The 15,551-nt window shown below is 72.3% G+C and carries 15 protein-coding genes; 11 read left to right on the top strand and 4 right to left on the bottom strand.

What is annotated here, in order from left to right; all coding sequences use genetic code 11:
* The first annotated feature begins 32 nt into the window (after nt 1-32).
* The 3 genes from ABEB17_RS06030 to ABEB17_RS06020 are packed head-to-tail and all read left to right on the top strand — an operon-like array spanning nt 33 to nt 3,008.
* Nucleotides 33-1,235 carry an extracellular solute-binding protein gene (locus tag ABEB17_RS06030; RefSeq protein WP_345715687.1) on the top strand — a complete coding sequence of 401 codons (1,203 nt, stop codon included), beginning with the start codon at nt 33-35 and terminating at the stop codon, nt 1,233-1,235.
* Nucleotides 1,236-1,282: 47 nt separating this feature from the next.
* The gene (locus ABEB17_RS06025) at nt 1,283-2,191 is read left to right on the top strand and encodes an ABC transporter permease (protein ID WP_345715686.1); all 909 of its coding nucleotides are present in this window, start codon (nt 1,283-1,285) and stop codon (nt 2,189-2,191) included.
* Nucleotides 2,192-2,201: 10 nt separating this feature from the next.
* Nucleotides 2,202-3,008 (top strand): ABC transporter permease, encoded by an 807-nt coding sequence (locus tag ABEB17_RS06020; RefSeq protein ID WP_378227036.1) that lies wholly within the window; start codon nt 2,202-2,204, stop codon nt 3,006-3,008.
* 21 nt (nt 3,009-3,029) lie between these two features.
* Here ABEB17_RS06020 and ABEB17_RS06015 read toward each other — a convergent pair whose 3' ends face one another.
* Nucleotides 3,030-3,311 (bottom strand): excalibur calcium-binding domain-containing protein, encoded by a 282-nt coding sequence (locus ABEB17_RS06015; protein WP_345715685.1) that lies wholly within the window; start codon nt 3,309-3,311, stop codon nt 3,030-3,032.
* A 133-nt stretch (nt 3,312-3,444) separates the two neighbouring features.
* Between ABEB17_RS06015 and ABEB17_RS06010 the strand changes: the two genes are divergently transcribed.
* Nucleotides 3,445-3,777, top strand: a complete 333-nt coding sequence (locus tag ABEB17_RS06010) for a hypothetical protein (RefSeq protein ID WP_345715684.1) — start codon at nt 3,445-3,447, stop codon at nt 3,775-3,777.
* Here the strand turns inward: ABEB17_RS06010 and ABEB17_RS06005 are convergent.
* On the bottom strand, nt 3,755-5,677 hold the full coding sequence (locus ABEB17_RS06005; RefSeq protein WP_345715683.1) for a heparinase II/III domain-containing protein: 1,923 nt from the start codon (nt 5,675-5,677) through the stop codon (nt 3,755-3,757). The two genes, ABEB17_RS06010 and ABEB17_RS06005, sit on opposite strands and share 23 nt — an antisense overlap.
* A gap of 95 nt (nt 5,678-5,772) precedes the next feature.
* On the opposite strand from ABEB17_RS06005, the gene purF reads away from it, so the two are divergent.
* Both purF and purM read left to right on the top strand, forming a co-directional pair.
* Entirely contained in the window at nt 5,773-7,332 is a 1,560-nt protein-coding gene (purF, locus tag ABEB17_RS06000; RefSeq protein WP_345715682.1) for an amidophosphoribosyltransferase, read from the top strand.
* Nucleotides 7,329-8,471, top strand: coding sequence for a phosphoribosylformylglycinamidine cyclo-ligase (purM, locus tag ABEB17_RS05995; RefSeq protein ID WP_345715681.1), 1,143 nt, complete (start codon nt 7,329-7,331; stop codon nt 8,469-8,471). The genes purF and purM overlap by 4 nt, the downstream gene beginning before the upstream one ends.
* Nucleotides 8,472-8,568: 97 nt before the next feature.
* Here the strand turns inward: purM and ABEB17_RS05990 are convergent, their stop codons facing one another.
* Complete coding sequence (locus ABEB17_RS05990) at nt 8,569-8,766, bottom strand: DUF3073 domain-containing protein (protein WP_345715680.1); 198 nt, start codon at nt 8,764-8,766, stop codon at nt 8,569-8,571.
* A gap of 120 nt (nt 8,767-8,886) precedes the next feature.
* A complete protein-coding gene (locus ABEB17_RS05985) occupies nt 8,887-9,987 on the bottom strand; it encodes a Glu/Leu/Phe/Val dehydrogenase dimerization domain-containing protein (RefSeq protein ID WP_345715820.1) in 1,101 nt (366 codons plus the stop codon).
* 143 nt (nt 9,988-10,130) lie between these two features.
* On the opposite strand from ABEB17_RS05985, the gene ABEB17_RS05980 reads away from it, so the two are divergent.
* From ABEB17_RS05980 to ABEB17_RS05960, 5 genes are all read left to right on the top strand, one after another.
* Complete coding sequence (locus tag ABEB17_RS05980; protein ID WP_345715679.1) at nt 10,131-10,967, top strand: DUF8083 family protein; 837 nt, start codon at nt 10,131-10,133, stop codon at nt 10,965-10,967.
* Between the two features lie 169 nt (nt 10,968-11,136).
* A complete protein-coding gene (locus ABEB17_RS05975; RefSeq protein ID WP_345715678.1) occupies nt 11,137-11,337 on the top strand; it encodes a BldC family transcriptional regulator in 201 nt (66 codons plus the stop codon).
* A 139-nt stretch (nt 11,338-11,476) separates the two neighbouring features.
* Nucleotides 11,477-12,460: a pirin family protein gene (locus ABEB17_RS05970; protein ID WP_345715677.1), complete on the top strand. Its 984-nt coding sequence runs from the start codon at nt 11,477-11,479 to the stop codon at nt 12,458-12,460.
* A gap of 49 nt (nt 12,461-12,509) precedes the next feature.
* Nucleotides 12,510-13,523, top strand: coding sequence for a LacI family DNA-binding transcriptional regulator (locus tag ABEB17_RS05965; protein ID WP_345715676.1), 1,014 nt, complete (start codon nt 12,510-12,512; stop codon nt 13,521-13,523).
* A 324-nt stretch (nt 13,524-13,847) separates the two neighbouring features.
* On the top strand, nt 13,848-15,515 hold the full coding sequence (locus ABEB17_RS05960) for a glycoside hydrolase family 13 protein (RefSeq protein ID WP_345715819.1): 1,668 nt from the start codon (nt 13,848-13,850) through the stop codon (nt 15,513-15,515).
* Nucleotides 15,516-15,551 lie beyond the last annotated feature (36 nt).

Raw genomic sequence — 15,551 nt, 5'->3', positions numbered from 1 at the left:
ACGTGATGCACGAACTGAGAAGGAGCAAGCAGATGGCGACGAAGCGACTCACGGCCGGCGTGGCGGTGGCGGCAGTCCTCGCTCTCGCGGTGGCCGGGTGCGGCAGCGACAGCGACAGCAGCAGCAGCGGCGGGACGCGGGCGAAGCCGCCGAGCCTGAAGGCCCTGCAGACCCTGGGCGCCGGTGAGGGTGCGATCAACATCCTGGCCTGGGCCGGGTACGCGGAGAACGGCACGACCGACCCGAGCGTCGACTGGGTGACGCCGTTCGAGAAGGCGACGGGCTGCAAGGCCAACGTGCAGGTCGCCAACACCTCGGACGAGATGTTCGAGAAGATGGGCACCGGCGACTTCGACGTCGTCTCGGCCTCGGGCGACTCCTCGCTGCGGATGATCTACGCGGGCAAGGTCGCGCCGGTCAACACCTCCCTGCTCACCAACTGGGCCGACATCGCGCCGTTCCAGAAGGGCCAGCAGTGGAACTCGGTGGACGGCGTCGACTACGGCATCCCGCACGGCTGGGGCGCCAACCTGCTGTCCTGGCGGACCGACAAGGTGACCCCGGCGCCCGACTCGTGGAGCGTCGTCTGGGACCAGAACTCGCCGTACAAGGGCAAGATCGGCGCCTACGACTCGCCGACCTACCTGGCGGACGCGGCGCTGTACCTGATGGCCACCAAGCCCGAGCTGGGCATCAAGAACCCGTACGCGCTGGACAAGAAGCAGTTCGACGCGGCCGTCGAGCTGGCCACCCAGCAGAAGTCGATCCTGGCCGGCTACTGGGCGTCGTACACCGATGCGCAGAAGGCGTTCACCAACGGGACGTACGTGCTGGGCACCTCGTGGCAGATCATCGTCAACCTCGCCCAGGCCGACAAGGCCAAGGTCGACGCGACGCTGCCCAAGGAGGGCTCGACGGGCTGGGCCGACACCTGGATGGTCGACGCCAAGTCCCCGCACCCGAACTGCTCGTACCTGTGGATGAACCACATCACCACCCCGTCGGTGCAGGCCCAGGTGGCCGAGTGGTTCGGTGAGGCGCCGGCCAACCTGAAGGCGTGCACCGAGACCGCGGACGCCGGGCACTGCAAGGTGTTCCACGCGGACGACGAGCCGTACTTCAAGAAGATCTGGTTCTGGGCGACGCCGCAGTCCGACTGCCTGGACGGGCGGTCCGACACCAAGTGCATCCCCTACTCGGAGTGGACGAAGGCCTGGAGCACCCTGCGCAGCTGACGGCTCGCCGGCGTCACCACCGAACCACCCGCACGAAGTGAGGAAGCGTGGCCAGCATCACCGACGTCGACCGCACCGACCGGGCCCACCGGTCGGTGCGGCGGCGGCTGTCCGCGCACCTGTTCCGCAGCGACCGCACCCGGCTCGCCGGTCTGGTCGGGCCGCCCGTGGCGTGGATGGCGGTCATCTACTTCGCCGCCGTGTTCTCGCTGCTGTCCACCGCGTTCTTCAGCGTCGACGAGTTCACCAACGCCGTCGTCCGCACGTTCACCACGGCCAACCTGGTCGACGTCTTCACCGAACCCGCCTACCTGCGCGCCACGCTGCTGACGGTGGGGATCGCCGCGTCGGTCACGGTGCTGTGCATCGTGATCGGGTTGCCGATGGCGTTCTTCATGGCCAAGGTCGCCCGGCGGCGTTCCCGCGGCCTGCTGCTCGCCCTGGTCATCACGCCGCTGTGGGCGTCGTACCTGGTCAAGGTCTACGCCTGGCAGGCGATGGTGCAACCCGGGCGGGGGGTCATCGCGTGGATGCTGCAGCCGTTCGGGCTGGACGGCCCCGGCTTCGGCCGGGTCGCCATCGTGCTGACGCTGACCTACCTGTGGCTGCCGTACATGATCCTGCCCGTGTTCGCCGGCCTCGAGCGGCTGCCGGACTCGTTGCTGGACGCGTCCGGCGACCTGGGCGCCCGTCCGTGGCGGACGTTCCGCAGCGTCGTCCTGCCGTTGGTCTACCCGTCGATCATCGCGGGCACCATCTTCACGTTCTCGCTGAGCCTGGGCGACTACATCACGGCGCAGATCGTCGGCGGCAAGGTCCAGATGCTCGGCAACATCGTCTACCAGAACTACGCGGCCAACCTGCCGTTCGCGGCGACCATCGCGCTCATCCCGATCGCGATCATGCTGGTCTACCTGGCCGTGATCCGTCGTTCCGGCGCGCTGGACAACCTGTGAGGGGGCGGTCGTGAGCTTCTCGGGACGGGGACGCTGGGCGCTGCGGCTGGCCATGGCCCTCGGGCTGGCCTTCATCTACGTGCCGCTGGCCGTGGTGGTCATCAACTCGTTCAACGCCAGCACCGTCTTCGCCTGGCCGCCCAGGAGCTACACGACGCACTGGTGGACGAGCGTGTGGGGCAATCCCGGGGTCCGGGACGCCATCTGGACGTCGGTCCGCATCGGCCTGATCGCGACCGGCATCGCGATGGTGCTCGGCGCGATGATGGCGTTCGCGCTGAGCCGCTACTCGTTCTTCGGCCGGCAGACCCTGTCGCTGCTGGTGATCCTGCCGATCGCGCTGCCCGGCATCGTGACGGCGCTGGCCCTGCGGACGGCGTTCCGCACCATCCTGCAGGTCGAGCTGTCCATCTGGTCGGTCGTGGTCGCGCACGCGACGTTCTGCATCGTGGTGATCTACAACAACGTCATCGCCCGGTTGCGGCGCCTCGGCACCTCACTGGAGGAAGCCTCGATGGATCTCGGCGCGGACACCTTCACGACGTTCGCCCGGATCACCTTCCCGAACCTGCGTGGGGCGTTCTTCGCCGGCGGGCTGCTCGCCTTCGGCCTCAGCTTCGACGAGATCGTGGTGACCCTGTTCACCGCGCCGCCCGGCGTGACGACCCTGCCGATCTGGATCTTCCAGAACCTGTCCCGGCCGAACCAGGCGCCCGTGGTCAACGTCGTCGCCGCGGCGCTGGTGATCCTGTCGATCGTGCCGATCTACATCAGCCAGCGACTGTCCGGCGAGTCCACTGCGGGCGGTCGCATCTAGCGCCGCGCGTCGGGAGCCGGGTCAGCGCTTCTCGCAGGCGATGCCGTCCTTGTCGCGGTCCAGGCCCTTGTTCGCCTTGATGGCTGCCTGGTAGAGGCTGTCGCTGCGCTTGAACGTGGTGACCGGCTTGCCGGACGTCTTGTCCTTCGCCTTCACCTTGCCGACGCCGTGCTTGTACGTCTTGTTCACGGCCGTGCAGTTCTTCCACTTCGCCGGGACGGCGGCCTGCGCCGGCAGGGCCGTGCCGGCCACGAGCAGGCCGACGGTGGCGAGGGTGGCGGCGGCGGGGCGAAGTGAGCGCATGGTCTGTGCATCGGCACCGTCGGCACCCGGCTGAACGTGACGCCGCCCACCCCGCACCCTTCGCGCTAGACGTGGTGGTGAGGGGCGGATAGCCACGTCAAGCGCGAATGGTGCGCTGGGTTACCGTCGGGGCGTGAGCGAGCCCCACGTCGACCAGCCCGCCGAGAGCGCGCCGTCCCCGGAGAGCGCGCCGTCCCCGGAGAGCGCGCAGCCCCCGGAGAGCGCGCAGCCCCCGGAGAGCGGGCCGCGCCGCCTGCCGGTGCGCCGAGCCCCGCGGTACGGCGCGTTCCTGCTCACCGGCGCGGCGATCGGCGTCCTGCTCGCCGTCGTGCTCGCCCTCAGCGGCTCGGCCGACGCCGACACCGGCCGCGGACAGCTCCTGGGCTACCTGGCCCTGCTGCTCGGCCTGCTCGGTGGCGTGCTGGGTGGCGCGTTCGCCGTGCTCATCGAGCGACTGCGCCGCTGACCTCGCTCACGCTGGCGGCGGAGCGGGTCAGCACGACGCGCTCGGAGCGCCCGCTCGCCGTCCGGACCGTGACCTCCAACCGTGAGCTCGTCAGCGACTGCGCGCTCGCCGCGACCGCGGACGGCGCGGTGCCGGCGGGGCGCGGCAGCACCACCGTGACCCAGCCCGCGACGGTGGCCGGGCCGAGGCTCGCGCGCACCGCGGGCGCCGGCGTCAGCTTCCCGTAGCTGGGGGAGACCCAGCCGCGGCGGGGGCTGGTCGACCCCGTGCTCACCGTCACCCGCGGGCGCGTGCCGAGCCAGACCAGCGTGGTGTTGGCGCCGGGTCCGCTGGTGCTGACCTGGCCGGCCGACGTGAGGGTGGACTGCCCGGGACCAAGCTGCCAGTGCTGCGCGAACTGCCGCGGCACGACGTGGCCCTTGGCGTCCTTCAGGGCGCTGACCGCGCGGTCCCACACGACCAGGTACTCCCCGCTCCGGGAGTAGAGCACGGTGCGGGTGAGGGTGATCTTGTTCTTGCGGTACCCGGTGTCGACGATCGTGACGAGGTCGCGGTGGGCGTCGCTGAGCACGGCCGTGACGGCGGCCGCCCGGGTCGTGCTGTAGCCCCCGCCGGACGCCGAGACCACGTTGTGCGCGTCGCGTCCCGTGACGAAGGTGCGCGTCGCGCCGTACTGGTACCGCCACTGCCCGGTGTCGTGCAGCAGCTCGCTGCCGTTCGCGTAGAAGGTCAGGGCGCCGGCGTCCGCGTGCGCGTGGAAGATCCCGGCCCCCGGCCCGGCCCCGAAGCGCAGGGAGTAGAAGCTCTGCTGGGTGAAGGGGCGGGTCGCCGTGCCCCAGCCCGAGCGGCCGAACGCGTAGCCACCGCTGCGGAAGATCGCGAACGGAGACACGGGTCGCGTGCCGCCGGCGCCGAGCCGGGCGGACCACTCCGCCGCCGTCCCGGTGTACGTGGACACGCTGGGGCGCTGCGGGCTGGTGTCACCGAGCGCCTCGTAGCTGCCGTCGGGCCGGATCGCGTTGCCGACGAACCGCGCGATGGCGTCCACCCGGGACCACCCGCTCGGCACGCTCGTGCCGCACCGGCGCAGCCGCTGGCCCGCGAGCCGGAACCAGGCGTAGTCCGACGTCGCGTACGAGACCGCGCCCTCCCGGGTGGACCCGTCGGCGTACACCAGGTGGGTCACCAGGCGACTCAGCCGGCCCCGGGCGGCGTTGCGCCAGCTCGCGTGCCCCATCGAGCAGCCGAGCACGTACTGCCCCATGGCCAGCTGGATGCCGGTGTTGTTGGAGGCCAGCGTGGACGTGTAGGTCGTCACGTAGTTCGCGTGCACGGCGGCCAGCCTTCGCAGCCAGGGCTCGCGGCCGCGCGGTCCGGCCAGCGCGCAGCCGATCACCTGCATCCTGTAGCCGGTGTAGATGGGCTGCCAGCCGTAGCCGTTCGGGCGCTTCTTCAGGGTGAGCCGGTTGTCCGTCCCCCAGTCCCGCAGCAGTCCGTAGAACCGGTCGACCATGGCGCGGTTCCCGGTCCGCACCCCTTCACGCAGCAGCGGGACGAGGTAGTGCAGCGAGTTCATGTGGCCGTCGCCGGAGCTGTCCAGGCCGGCCTGCGGACGCCACGTCGGGTTCCGCGGGATCAGTACCGTGCCGTACTTCTCGATCGGTACCCGACCGGCCATGATCTGCCCCGCCCGGGCGGCGTCGTCCGGCCGGGCCGCCGTGACCCCCAGGTCGCACTGCGCCTGCGCCCGGGCCACGTTGGCGATCGCGGCCGAGCCCGCGACGCTGGGGACGGGGGTCGCCGCCCCCGCATCGCCGGCGGTCGCCGTCGAGGCCACCGCCACGGCACCGAGGACGACGACGAGGCCCACAGTCGTCGTGAGCCGACCTCGTCGGTGCATGCCGGTCCCCCGTCGTCGCGCGCTGTTCGTCCCGGTCAGCCCATCGGCCGGCCCGCCGGGTTCATGAGCGCGCCGGGCTGTGCGACACTCGACCAGTGGCACGAGGCGACGGGCTGTTGTCCCATGACCTGCTCCCCGGTGAGAAGTCCCCGCAGGACGCCTGTGGCGTCCTGGGGATCTGGGCCCCCGGCGAGGAGGTCGCCAAGCTCACCTTCTACGGGCTGTACGCGCTGCAGCACCGAGGTCAGGAGTCGGCCGGCATCGCGACCAGCGACGGCCACCGCCTGCTGGTCTACAAGGACATGGGCCTGGTCTCGCAGGTCTTCGACGAGACGGCGCTGAACTCGCTCGCCGGCCACCTCGCGATCGGCCACACGCGGTACTCCACGACCGGCGGGAGCGTGTGGGAGAACGCCCAGCCGACCCTGGGCAACACCGCCGGTGGCACGGTGGCGCTCGCGCACAACGGAAACCTGACGAACTCCGCCGAGCTGCGGGACGTCGTCCAGCAGCGGTACGGGGCGCAGGCGGCGGGCGAGCTGTCCCGCGGGAACACGACGGACACCGCGCTGATCACCGCGCTGCTGGCCGGCGACCCGGACCACAGCCTGGAGTCCACCGCCCTCGAGATCCTGCCCGAGCTGCGCGGCGCGTTCTCCCTCGTGTTCATGGACGAGCACACGCTGTACGCCGCTCGGGACCGCAACGGCGTCCGCCCCCTGGTGCTCGGCCGCCTCGAGCGCGGCTGGGTCGTCGCCAGCGAGACCCCGGCGCTGGCCACGATCGGCGCCAGCTACATCCGTGAGATCGAGCCCGGTGAGCTGGTGGTGATCGACGCGGACGGCCTGCGCTCCAGCCACTTCGCCGAGCCGGACCCCAAGGGCTGCGTCTTCGAGTTCGTGTACCTGGCCCGCCCGGACACCACGATCAGCGGCCGGGTGGTGCACGAGGCGCGGGTCGAGATGGGCCGCCGCCTGGCCGTCGAGCACCCCGCGGTGGCCGACCTGGTGATCGGCGTCCCGGAGTCGGGCACCCCGGCGGCGATCGGCTACGCGGAGGCCAGCGGCATCCCGTTCGGCCAGGGCTTCGTGAAGAACTCGTACGTGGGCCGCACGTTCATCCAGCCCAGCCAGACGATCCGCCAGCTCGGCATCCGGCTCAAGCTGAACCCGCTGACCGACGTCATCCGCGGCAAGCGGCTGGTCGTCGTCGACGACTCGATCGTGCGCGGCAACACCCAGCGGGCCCAGGTCCGGATGCTGCGTGAGGCCGGTGCCGCCGAGGTGCACGTGCGGATCTCCTCGCCGCCAATCAGCTGGCCGTGCTTCTACGGCATCGACTTCGCGACCCGGGCCGAGCTCATCGCGACCGGCCTGGGGGTCGAGGAGGTGCGCGCCAGCATCGGCGCCGACAGCCTCGGCTACATCAGCGAGGACGGCATGATCGCCGCGACGAACCAGCCGAAGGACCGGCTCTGCCGGGCCTGCTTCACCGGTCAGTACCCGATCGAGCTGCCGCACGCCGACCAGCTCGGCAAGAACGTGCTCGAGACCCTGCCCGGCCTCGAGGTGGACGCCGCTCGACCTCGGCGGGACGCGGACGGCGTCCCGACCGGCCTGTCCGGCGGGGCGACCGACGCCCTGGCCCGCCCGTGACCACCCGGCCGAACGACCCGGAGCCGGTCACCTACGCCGGTGCCGGCGTCGACACCGAGGCCGGCGACCGCGCCGTCGAGCTGATGAAGGCGTGGGTCGCCAAGACCCGGCGCCCCGAGGTGGTCGGCGGCATCGGCGGCTTCGCCGGGCTGTTCGACGTGAGCGCCCTGAAGACCTACAAGCGACCCCTGCTGGCCACCAGCACGGACGGGGTGGGCACGAAGGTGCAGATCGCCCAGCGCCTCGACATCCACGACACGATCGGCTTCGACCTGGTCGGCATGGTCGTCGACGACATCGTGGTGGCCGGCGCCGAGCCGCTGTTCATGACCGACTACATCGCCTGCGGGTCCGTCGTCCCGGAGCGGATCGCGGCCGTGGTGCGCGGGATCGCCGAGGCGTGCGTGGTCGCCGGCTGCGCGCTCGCCGGCGGCGAGACGGCCGAGCACCCGGGCCTGCTGGACCCGGACGAGTACGACGTGGCCGGTGCGGTCACCGGCGTGGTCGAGGCGGACGACGTCCTCGGCCCCGAGCGGGTGCGCGACGGTGACGTGCTGGTCGCGATGGCGTCGTCCGGGCTGCACTCCAACGGCTACTCGCTGGTGCGCCGGGTGCTCGAGGTGTCCGGCTGGGGCCTGGAGCGGCACGTCGACGAGCTCGGGCGGACCGTCGGCGAGGAGCTGCTCGAGCCGACCCGGGTCTACGCCCAGGACGTGCTCGACCTGGTGCGCGGTGGCCGGGCCGGCGGTCGGGACGACGGCGTCGACGTGCACGCCGTGAGCCACGTGACGGGCGGCGGACTGGCCGCGAACCTGGCCCGGGTGCTGCCGCGCGGGCTGGAGGCGGTCGTCGACCGCGCCAGCTGGACGCCGGCCCCGGTGTTCGGGCTGGTCCGCCGGCTCGGTCAGGTGCCGGTGGACGACCTCGAGCGCACGCTCAACCTCGGGGTCGGCATGGTCGCCGTGGTGGCGCCGCAGAGCGTGGACGCCGCACTGGCCCGGCTGCAGGCCCGCGGGTTGCCCGCCTGGGTGCTCGGCACGGTCGGTGCCCCGGGGGCCCGCTCGGACGGCGACGTGACCCAGGGGGCCAAGGGCGTGGACGGCGGCGCCGTCCGGATGGTCGGCAGCCAGCCGCTCTGAGCGAGCCGGCTCCGACGGCGGGCTCGATCACGCGAACACGGGGTTCTGGACGGGCCAGAACCCCGTGTGCACGAGACGGTGTGGCAGGACGAGCGCGTCAGCGCTCGCCGGACGCCCACTGCTGGTAGTCGCCCTCGTCCTCGTCGTCGGAGGGCGCGAGGCGCTCCGGCTTCGAGTACAACGGCGTGTCAGCGTGGAGCTCACGCTGGAGGGCAGTCAGGTCCGTGTCGGGGCTGTAGTACTTCAGCTCCCGGGCGACCTTGGTCTGCTTGGCCTTGGCGCGGCCGCGACCCATAGCGTCGACCCCCTCATGCGTCGACCGGGGCGGCGAGAAGCGGCCCCGGAATCAAGTGATCTCGTCGTAGGCCCAACGGTACATTGTCCCGGCGGGTTCCACCTAGCGGGGCCGGTGCCCTCATCGGCGCCCAGGCAGGAAGAGCCGCTCGTTCGGCGCAACGCCGGCGATCCGTCGCTCGGCCAGCCGGTCGGCCGCGACCGATGGGGCCACGTGCTCGGCGTCCGCCTCCGCGAGCACGGCAGCCGTGGCGTCGAAGATCTTCAGGGTGCGCTCACGCGCCCGCTCGAACGAGAAGCCGTGCAGCTCGTCGGCGACCTGGATCACCCCGCCGGAGTTGACCAGGTAGTCGGGCGTGTAGGTGATCGCGCGGGCCATCAGCTGGTCGGCCACCGCCGGTTCGGCGAGCTGGTTGTTCGCGGCGCCGCACACGATGCTCGCCCGCAGGCCGTCGACGACCTCCGGGGTGAGGGCGTCGCCCAGGGCGCACGGGGCGTACACGTCCAGGTCGGCGACCACCAGCTCCGCCGTCGAGCCGACGGTCGTGACCTCCGGGTGCTCGGCGCGCACCCGCGCGAGCGCCGCCTCCGACACGTCGGTCACGACGACGTCCGCGCCGTCCTGGAGCAGCAGCCCGGCCAGCAGGTGACCGACCTTGCCGACCCCGGCGACCCCGACCCGGCGGCCGGCCAGCGTGGGCTCGCCCCAGCGGTGCGCGGCCGCGGCCCGCATGCCCTGGAAGACGCCCAGCGCGGTCAGCACGGAGGAGTCGCCCGCCCCGCCGTCCGCCTCGCTGCGCCCGGTGACGAAGTCGCAGGTCTGCGCGACGACGTCCATGTCGGCGACGTACGTGCCGACGTCGCACGCCGTGACGTACCGACCGCCGAGGCTCTGCACGAACCGGCCGTAGGCGCGCAGCAGCTCGGGGGTCTTGTCCCGGGCCGGGTCGCCGATGATCACGGCCTTGCCGCCGCCGTGGTCCAGCCCGGCGACGGCGTTCTTGTAGGTCATGCCGCGGGATAGGTGCAGGACGTCGGCGAGCGCCTCACGGGTGCTGGCGTACGGGTAGAAGCGGGTGCCGCCGAGACCGGGGCCGAGCGCGGTGCTGTGCAGCGCGATGATCGCGCGCAGCCCGGACTCGACGTCGTGGCAGAAGACCACCTGCTCGTGGTCGCCGGCGAAGACGTCGCTGCCGTCCTCGCTCGGCGGGTGGGTGGTCAGGCCAGTCGCGGTGCTGGTCACGGTGGTGACTCCTCAGGGGTGCCGGGGCGGGGCCCTCGTGAGGCCACCACCCGCCGTCCGGGGGCGTCGTCGACCCCGTGGTCCCCAGCGTAGAACGCTCCAGAGGTGACACCCTGGGGGGCGTGCCCACCGTCACCCGCCGCCCGCCGTACCAGGCGCAGCTGCGCGTGTACGAGCCGGTGGCCCACCTGGCCCCGGAGCAGCGCCGGCGCTGGACCCAGTACGCGGTGGACGCGCCGTCGGCGACGGAGGTGGAGGCGGAGCTGTACGCCGAGTCCGTGCGGCGGCTCGCCGGACGCCCGCCGGCGCCGGTCCCGGCGGCCGAGAGCCGGCACGGCCTGGTGATCGAGCAGGACGGCGAGCTGTACGTCTGCCCGATGCAGCCACGCCTGCAGGTCTGGCAGCGGCTGGGCGGTCCCGACGAGGACGGTGACCTGCTCCCCGGCGAGGCCGCGGTGCCCGTCGCGCTGCGCGAGCAGGCTGCCGCGGACCTCGCGGCGTTCACCCGAGCGGGTGGTGAGGTCCGGCTGTTCTCGCGGACCGCGGCGTGGCACGTGCCGGTGTCCTGGTTCGTTCCGTTCGCCGGCGAGGAGCGCAGGCTGACCGTCGACCCGGAGCCCTCGCTGCGCTACCGGACGGCCATGTCGTCCGCCAGAAGGCGTGCGGCAGTAGGGCTCCGGGCCGCCCGCGAAGGGCTCGGCGACGTGGACGTGGTGGACGAGATCGAGCAGGTCGCCCGCTGGCTGGAGGAGTTCGACTCGCGCAGCCTGGTCGAGCTGGACTACGGCGGGCTCGCGCACCTGCTGGACGCCGCGCACCTGAGCAGCGATGATTCGGCGTCCGACGTCGCGGACGGGCTGGCCGCGCTGGCCGAGGGGGACGCGACGTCGGCGGCCGCGGCGTATCGCCGATGGACTACGCGGTGGCAGCGGGTGCGGCTCCTGTCGAGGGCCTGCTGAGCCGGAAGATCCGCGGACTAGTCATCCGTGCACGGGATGGGCTACCTAACTAGTCCCAGCGGAGCGGAACACAATGATCCGTCCTGAATGTTCCCTAACGGCACCCATAGGGGGCATCCTTGTACAAGCAACCGCGTCGTCCGACGCGGATCATGTGAAGGAGTAAGTCATGGCCACCAAGAGCCCCGACGCGCAGTCGCTGCTGACGCCGGCGGAGGTCGCGGCCCTGTTCCGCGTCGACCCGAAGACCGTCACGCGCTGGGCCAAGGCCGGCAAGCTCACCTCCATCCGCACCCTGGGTGGGCACCGCCGCTACCCCGAGGACGAGGTGCGTCAGCTGCTCGCGGGCATCCCGCAGCAGCGCAGCTGAGCTTCCGAACACGCGACCAACGGCACCGCCCCGCACTGGGGGGCGGTGCCGTTGCGCTGTTCCGGTCCCCCGCCGGCACGGGCGGGTGATGTGACCTGAATGCGCCCTGAATGTCGGCTGGGGGTCGTAGGGTGATTGCATGAGCAACCGGGAGGCGCACCCGACGGAGACCGTCTCCGTCTCGGACGCCCCGCGCGGGCCGGTCACCGAGCTGATCGAGGGCCGCGACGTCCCGATCAGCAAGACCAACCTGGTGAACCGCACGCTGCCGCACCGGGACCGCCGGATGATCGGTGCCTGGTGCTTCGTGGACACCTTCGGTCCCGACGCGGTGATCGCCCTGCCCGGCATGCGGGTGCCCCCGCACCCGCACGTGGGACTGCAGACGGTGTCCTGGCTGGTCGACGGAGCCGTCGACCACCGGGACAGCCTGGGCACGCACCAGCTGGTGCGCCCCGGCCAGCTCAACCTGATGACCGCCGGCCGCGGCATCTCGCACTCGGAGGAGTCACCCGTCGACCGGCCGCCGTGGCTGCACGGGGCGCAGCTGTGGATCGCGCTGCCGGACGACGCCCGCGGTGTGGAGCCGTCCTTCCAGCACGTCGCCGAGCTGCCGCAGGTCCAGCTGGACGGGGTGCGCGCGACGGTGCTGGTGGGCGAGCTGGCCGGGGTCGTGAGCCCGGCCACCGTCTACTCGCCGGTCGTCGGCGCGGAGCTGGAGGTGACGTCGTCCGGGCTGCTGCCCCTGGACCCGCAGTACGAGTACGGCGTGCTGGCCCTGCGCGGCGCGGCCGTCGTGGCCGACGAGCCGCTGTCCCCCGGCCGGCTGCTGTACCTGGGGACGGACCGGGAGTCCCTGCCGGTCTCCACCCGGGACGGCGCCCGGCTGCTGCTGCTCGGCGGCGTGCCGTTCGAGGAGCCGATCGTCATGTGGTGGAACTTCGTGGCCCGCACGCACGCCGAGATCGTCGAGGCGAGGCAGACCTGGATGGACGGGTTGGACGGCGGCGCCGGACCGCTCGGCGGGACCCGCTTCGGGCAGGTGGCGGGCTACGACGGGCCGCCGCTGCCCGCGCCCCCGCTGCCGAACGCCGAGCTGCGGCCACGCGGGCGGCACCCCTAGCCCGCAGGTCGCGCAACCGCTTGCACGAATCGGTCCTACACTTGCGCCCGTGTCCAGGAGACTTGCTGAGGTCGCGCGCCGCGTCGGAGTGAGTGAGGCGACGGTCAGCCGCGTGCTCAACGGCAAGCCCGGCGTCTCGGACGCCACCCGCGAGAGCGTCCTCACCGCGCTCGACGTGCTGGGCTACGAGCGACCGTCGAAGCTGCGCGGGGAGCGGGCCCGGCTCGTCGGGCTGGTCATCCCCGAGCTGCAGAACCCGATCTTCCCGGCCTTCGCCGAGGTGCTGGGCGCGAGCCTGGCGCAGAACGGCCTGACCCCGGTGCTGTGCATCCAGACCGCCGGCGGCGTCTCGGAGTCCGACTTCGTCGACCTGCTGATGCAGCAGCGGGTGGCCGGGGTCGTGTTCGCGGGCGGCCTGTACTCCCAGCGGGACGCCGACCACGAGCACTACGAGCGCATCCTCGAACGCAACCTGCCCGCCGTCCTGCTCAATGCCGCGATCGACGACCTGGGCATGCCGCAGATCGTCTGCGACGACGCCAGCGCCGTCGAGCAGGCCATGGGGCACCTGATCGCCTTGGGGCACAACAGGATCGGGCTCGTGCTGGGGCCGGAGGACCACGTGCCCTCGGAGCGCAAGCTGAGCACTGCCCGGATGCTCGCGCGGGAGGCCGGGATCGAGCTCGGCGCCGACCAGGTCGTGCGCAGCCAGTACTCGCTGCAGGCCGGTCAGGCTGCGGCCAGCAAGCTCATCGACCGCGGCGTCACGGGCGTGATCTGTGCGAGCGACCCGCTGGCGCTGGGGGCGATCCGGGCCGTGCGGCGAGCGCGGCTGTCGGTGCCGGAGGACATCTCCGTCGTCGGCTACGACGACTCGGCCTTCATGAGCTGCACCGAGCCGCCGCTGACCACCGTCCGGCAGCCGATCGAGGCCATGGGGCGGGCCGCCGTGGACCTGCTGATGCGCCAGATCGGTGGCGAGGACGCGTCCAGCGACGAGCTCTTCTTCGAGCCCGAGCTCGTCGTCCGGCGTTCGACCGGCCCGGCGCGTCACCCCGCCTGACCCAGCGCCACCTCCACCCCACCCCCCCGCCCCATCCCACCCCCACCCCACCCCAGCCCCGCTGGCCCCACTTGTCCCGCTTAGTGGGGTCATTTCGGCGTTCTGGGCCCGGATAGCGCGCTATGTGCGGTGACGGCGGCGCGGCGGGTGGAGCAGTTAGTCGGGTTTCAAAAGTATTTCTGTCAAGTTCTTGCGTGATCTAGTCCACTATGAATAGCCTCCTCGTTCAGATCAGCCAACCGCCGATGTCGCCGGATCTGGGAGGAACGCGTGGCCGTGCAGGACGCCGCACCCCGCCCGCTGGCCACCCCGCCGGCCCCGCCGCTGACCGACCCGCCGACGACCGGCGACGACGAGTGGTGGCGCTCGGCCGCGATCTACCAGGTCTACCCGCGCAGCTTCGCGGACGGGGACGGCGACGGAACCGGGGACCTGCTGGGCGTCCTGGACCGACTGCCCTACCTGCGCGACCTCGGGGTGGACGCCATGTGGTTCACCCCCTGGTACCCCTCGCCGATGGCCGACGGCGGCTACGACGTCGCCGACTACCGGGCCATCGACCCCGCGTTCGGCGACCTCGCGCTGGCCGAGGAGCTGATCGCCACCGCGGCGCGGCTGGGCCTGCGCACGATCGTGGACGTCGTCCCGAACCACGTGTCCGACCAGCACCGCTGGTTCCAGGAGGCGTTGGCCGCCGGGCCGGGCTCGCCCGAGCGCGCGCGCTTCTGGTTCCGGCCCGGCCGCGGTGAGCACGGCGAGCTGGCGCCCAACGGGTGGCAGTCCAACTTCGGCGGACCGGCGTGGAGCCGGCTGGTCGAGGCCGACGGCACCCCCGGCGACTGGTACCTGCACCTGTTCGCGCCCGGCCAGCCCGACCTCAACTGGGACAGCCCGGAGGTGCGCGCGGAGTTCGAGGACGTCCTGCGGTTCTGGTTCGAGCGGGGCGTGGCCGGCGTCCGGATCGACTCCGCGGCCCTGCTGGTCAAGGACCCGACCCTGCCCGAGCTGGACGACGAGCCCGGCCCGGGTGAGCACCCGTACGTCGACCGGGACGAGCTGCAGGACGTCTACCGGGCCTGGCGCCGCATCGCGGACGAGTACGGCGGCCGCGCGCTCGTCGGCGAGATCTGGCTGCCGGACGTCGAGCGCTTCGGTCGCTACCTGCGCCCGGACGTGCTGCACACCGCCTTCAACTTCGACTTCCTGGCCTGCCCGTGGCAGGTCGACGACCTGCGCCGCTCGATCGACACCACGACCGAGATGCACCGCGCGGTCGGGGCGCCGGCCACCTGGGTGCTGGCCAACCACGACGTGACCCGCACCGTCACCCGGTACGGCCGGGCCGACACCTCGTTCGCCTTCGAGCGCAAGCGGTTCGGCACCCCCACCGACCTCGAGCTCGGACGCCGCCGGGCCCGGGCCGCCGCGCTGCTGACCATGGCGCTGCCGGGCAGCCTGTACCTGTACCAGGGTGAGGAGCTCGGACTCCCCGAGGTCGAGGACCTCCCGCTGGAGCGCCTCGAGGACCCCATGCACGAGCGGTCCGGTGGCGTCGACCCGGGCCGCGACGGCTGCCGGGTGCCGCTGCCGTGGAACGGACAGCAGGCGCCGTACGGCTTCAGCGCGGTGCCGAACGGCGGTGCGGTGGCGCCGTCCTGGCTGCCCCAGCCCGCCGACTGGGCGGGCCTGACGGTGCAGGCCCAGGCCAGCGACCTCGGTTCGATGCTCTCGCTGTACCGCACCGCGTTGCGGCTGCGCCGGGAGCACCCCGACCTCGGTGACGGGAGCCTGACCTGGCTGACCGGCGACGAGATGGACCTCGAGGGCGTGCTCGCGTTCCGCCGCGGGCCGTCCCTGGTCAGCGTCACGAACCTGCGAGACGTCCCGATCGACCTCCCACGGCACGACCGCGTGCTGCTCAGCAGCGCCCCCCTGGAAGGAGGTCGGCTACCGGCGGACACCACCGTCTGGCTCGACGTCCCCACGCCCTGAGCCACCGCGCACCACCAGCGACACCACCAGAGACAC

The sequence above is a fragment of the Angustibacter luteus genome (genome assembly GCF_039541115.1).
GTDB classification, from domain to species: Bacteria; Actinomycetota; Actinomycetes; order Actinomycetales; family Angustibacteraceae; genus Angustibacter; species Angustibacter luteus.
The sequence above is the reverse complement of the archived record's forward strand: the minus strand, read 5'-3'. Positions and strand labels throughout refer to the sequence as shown.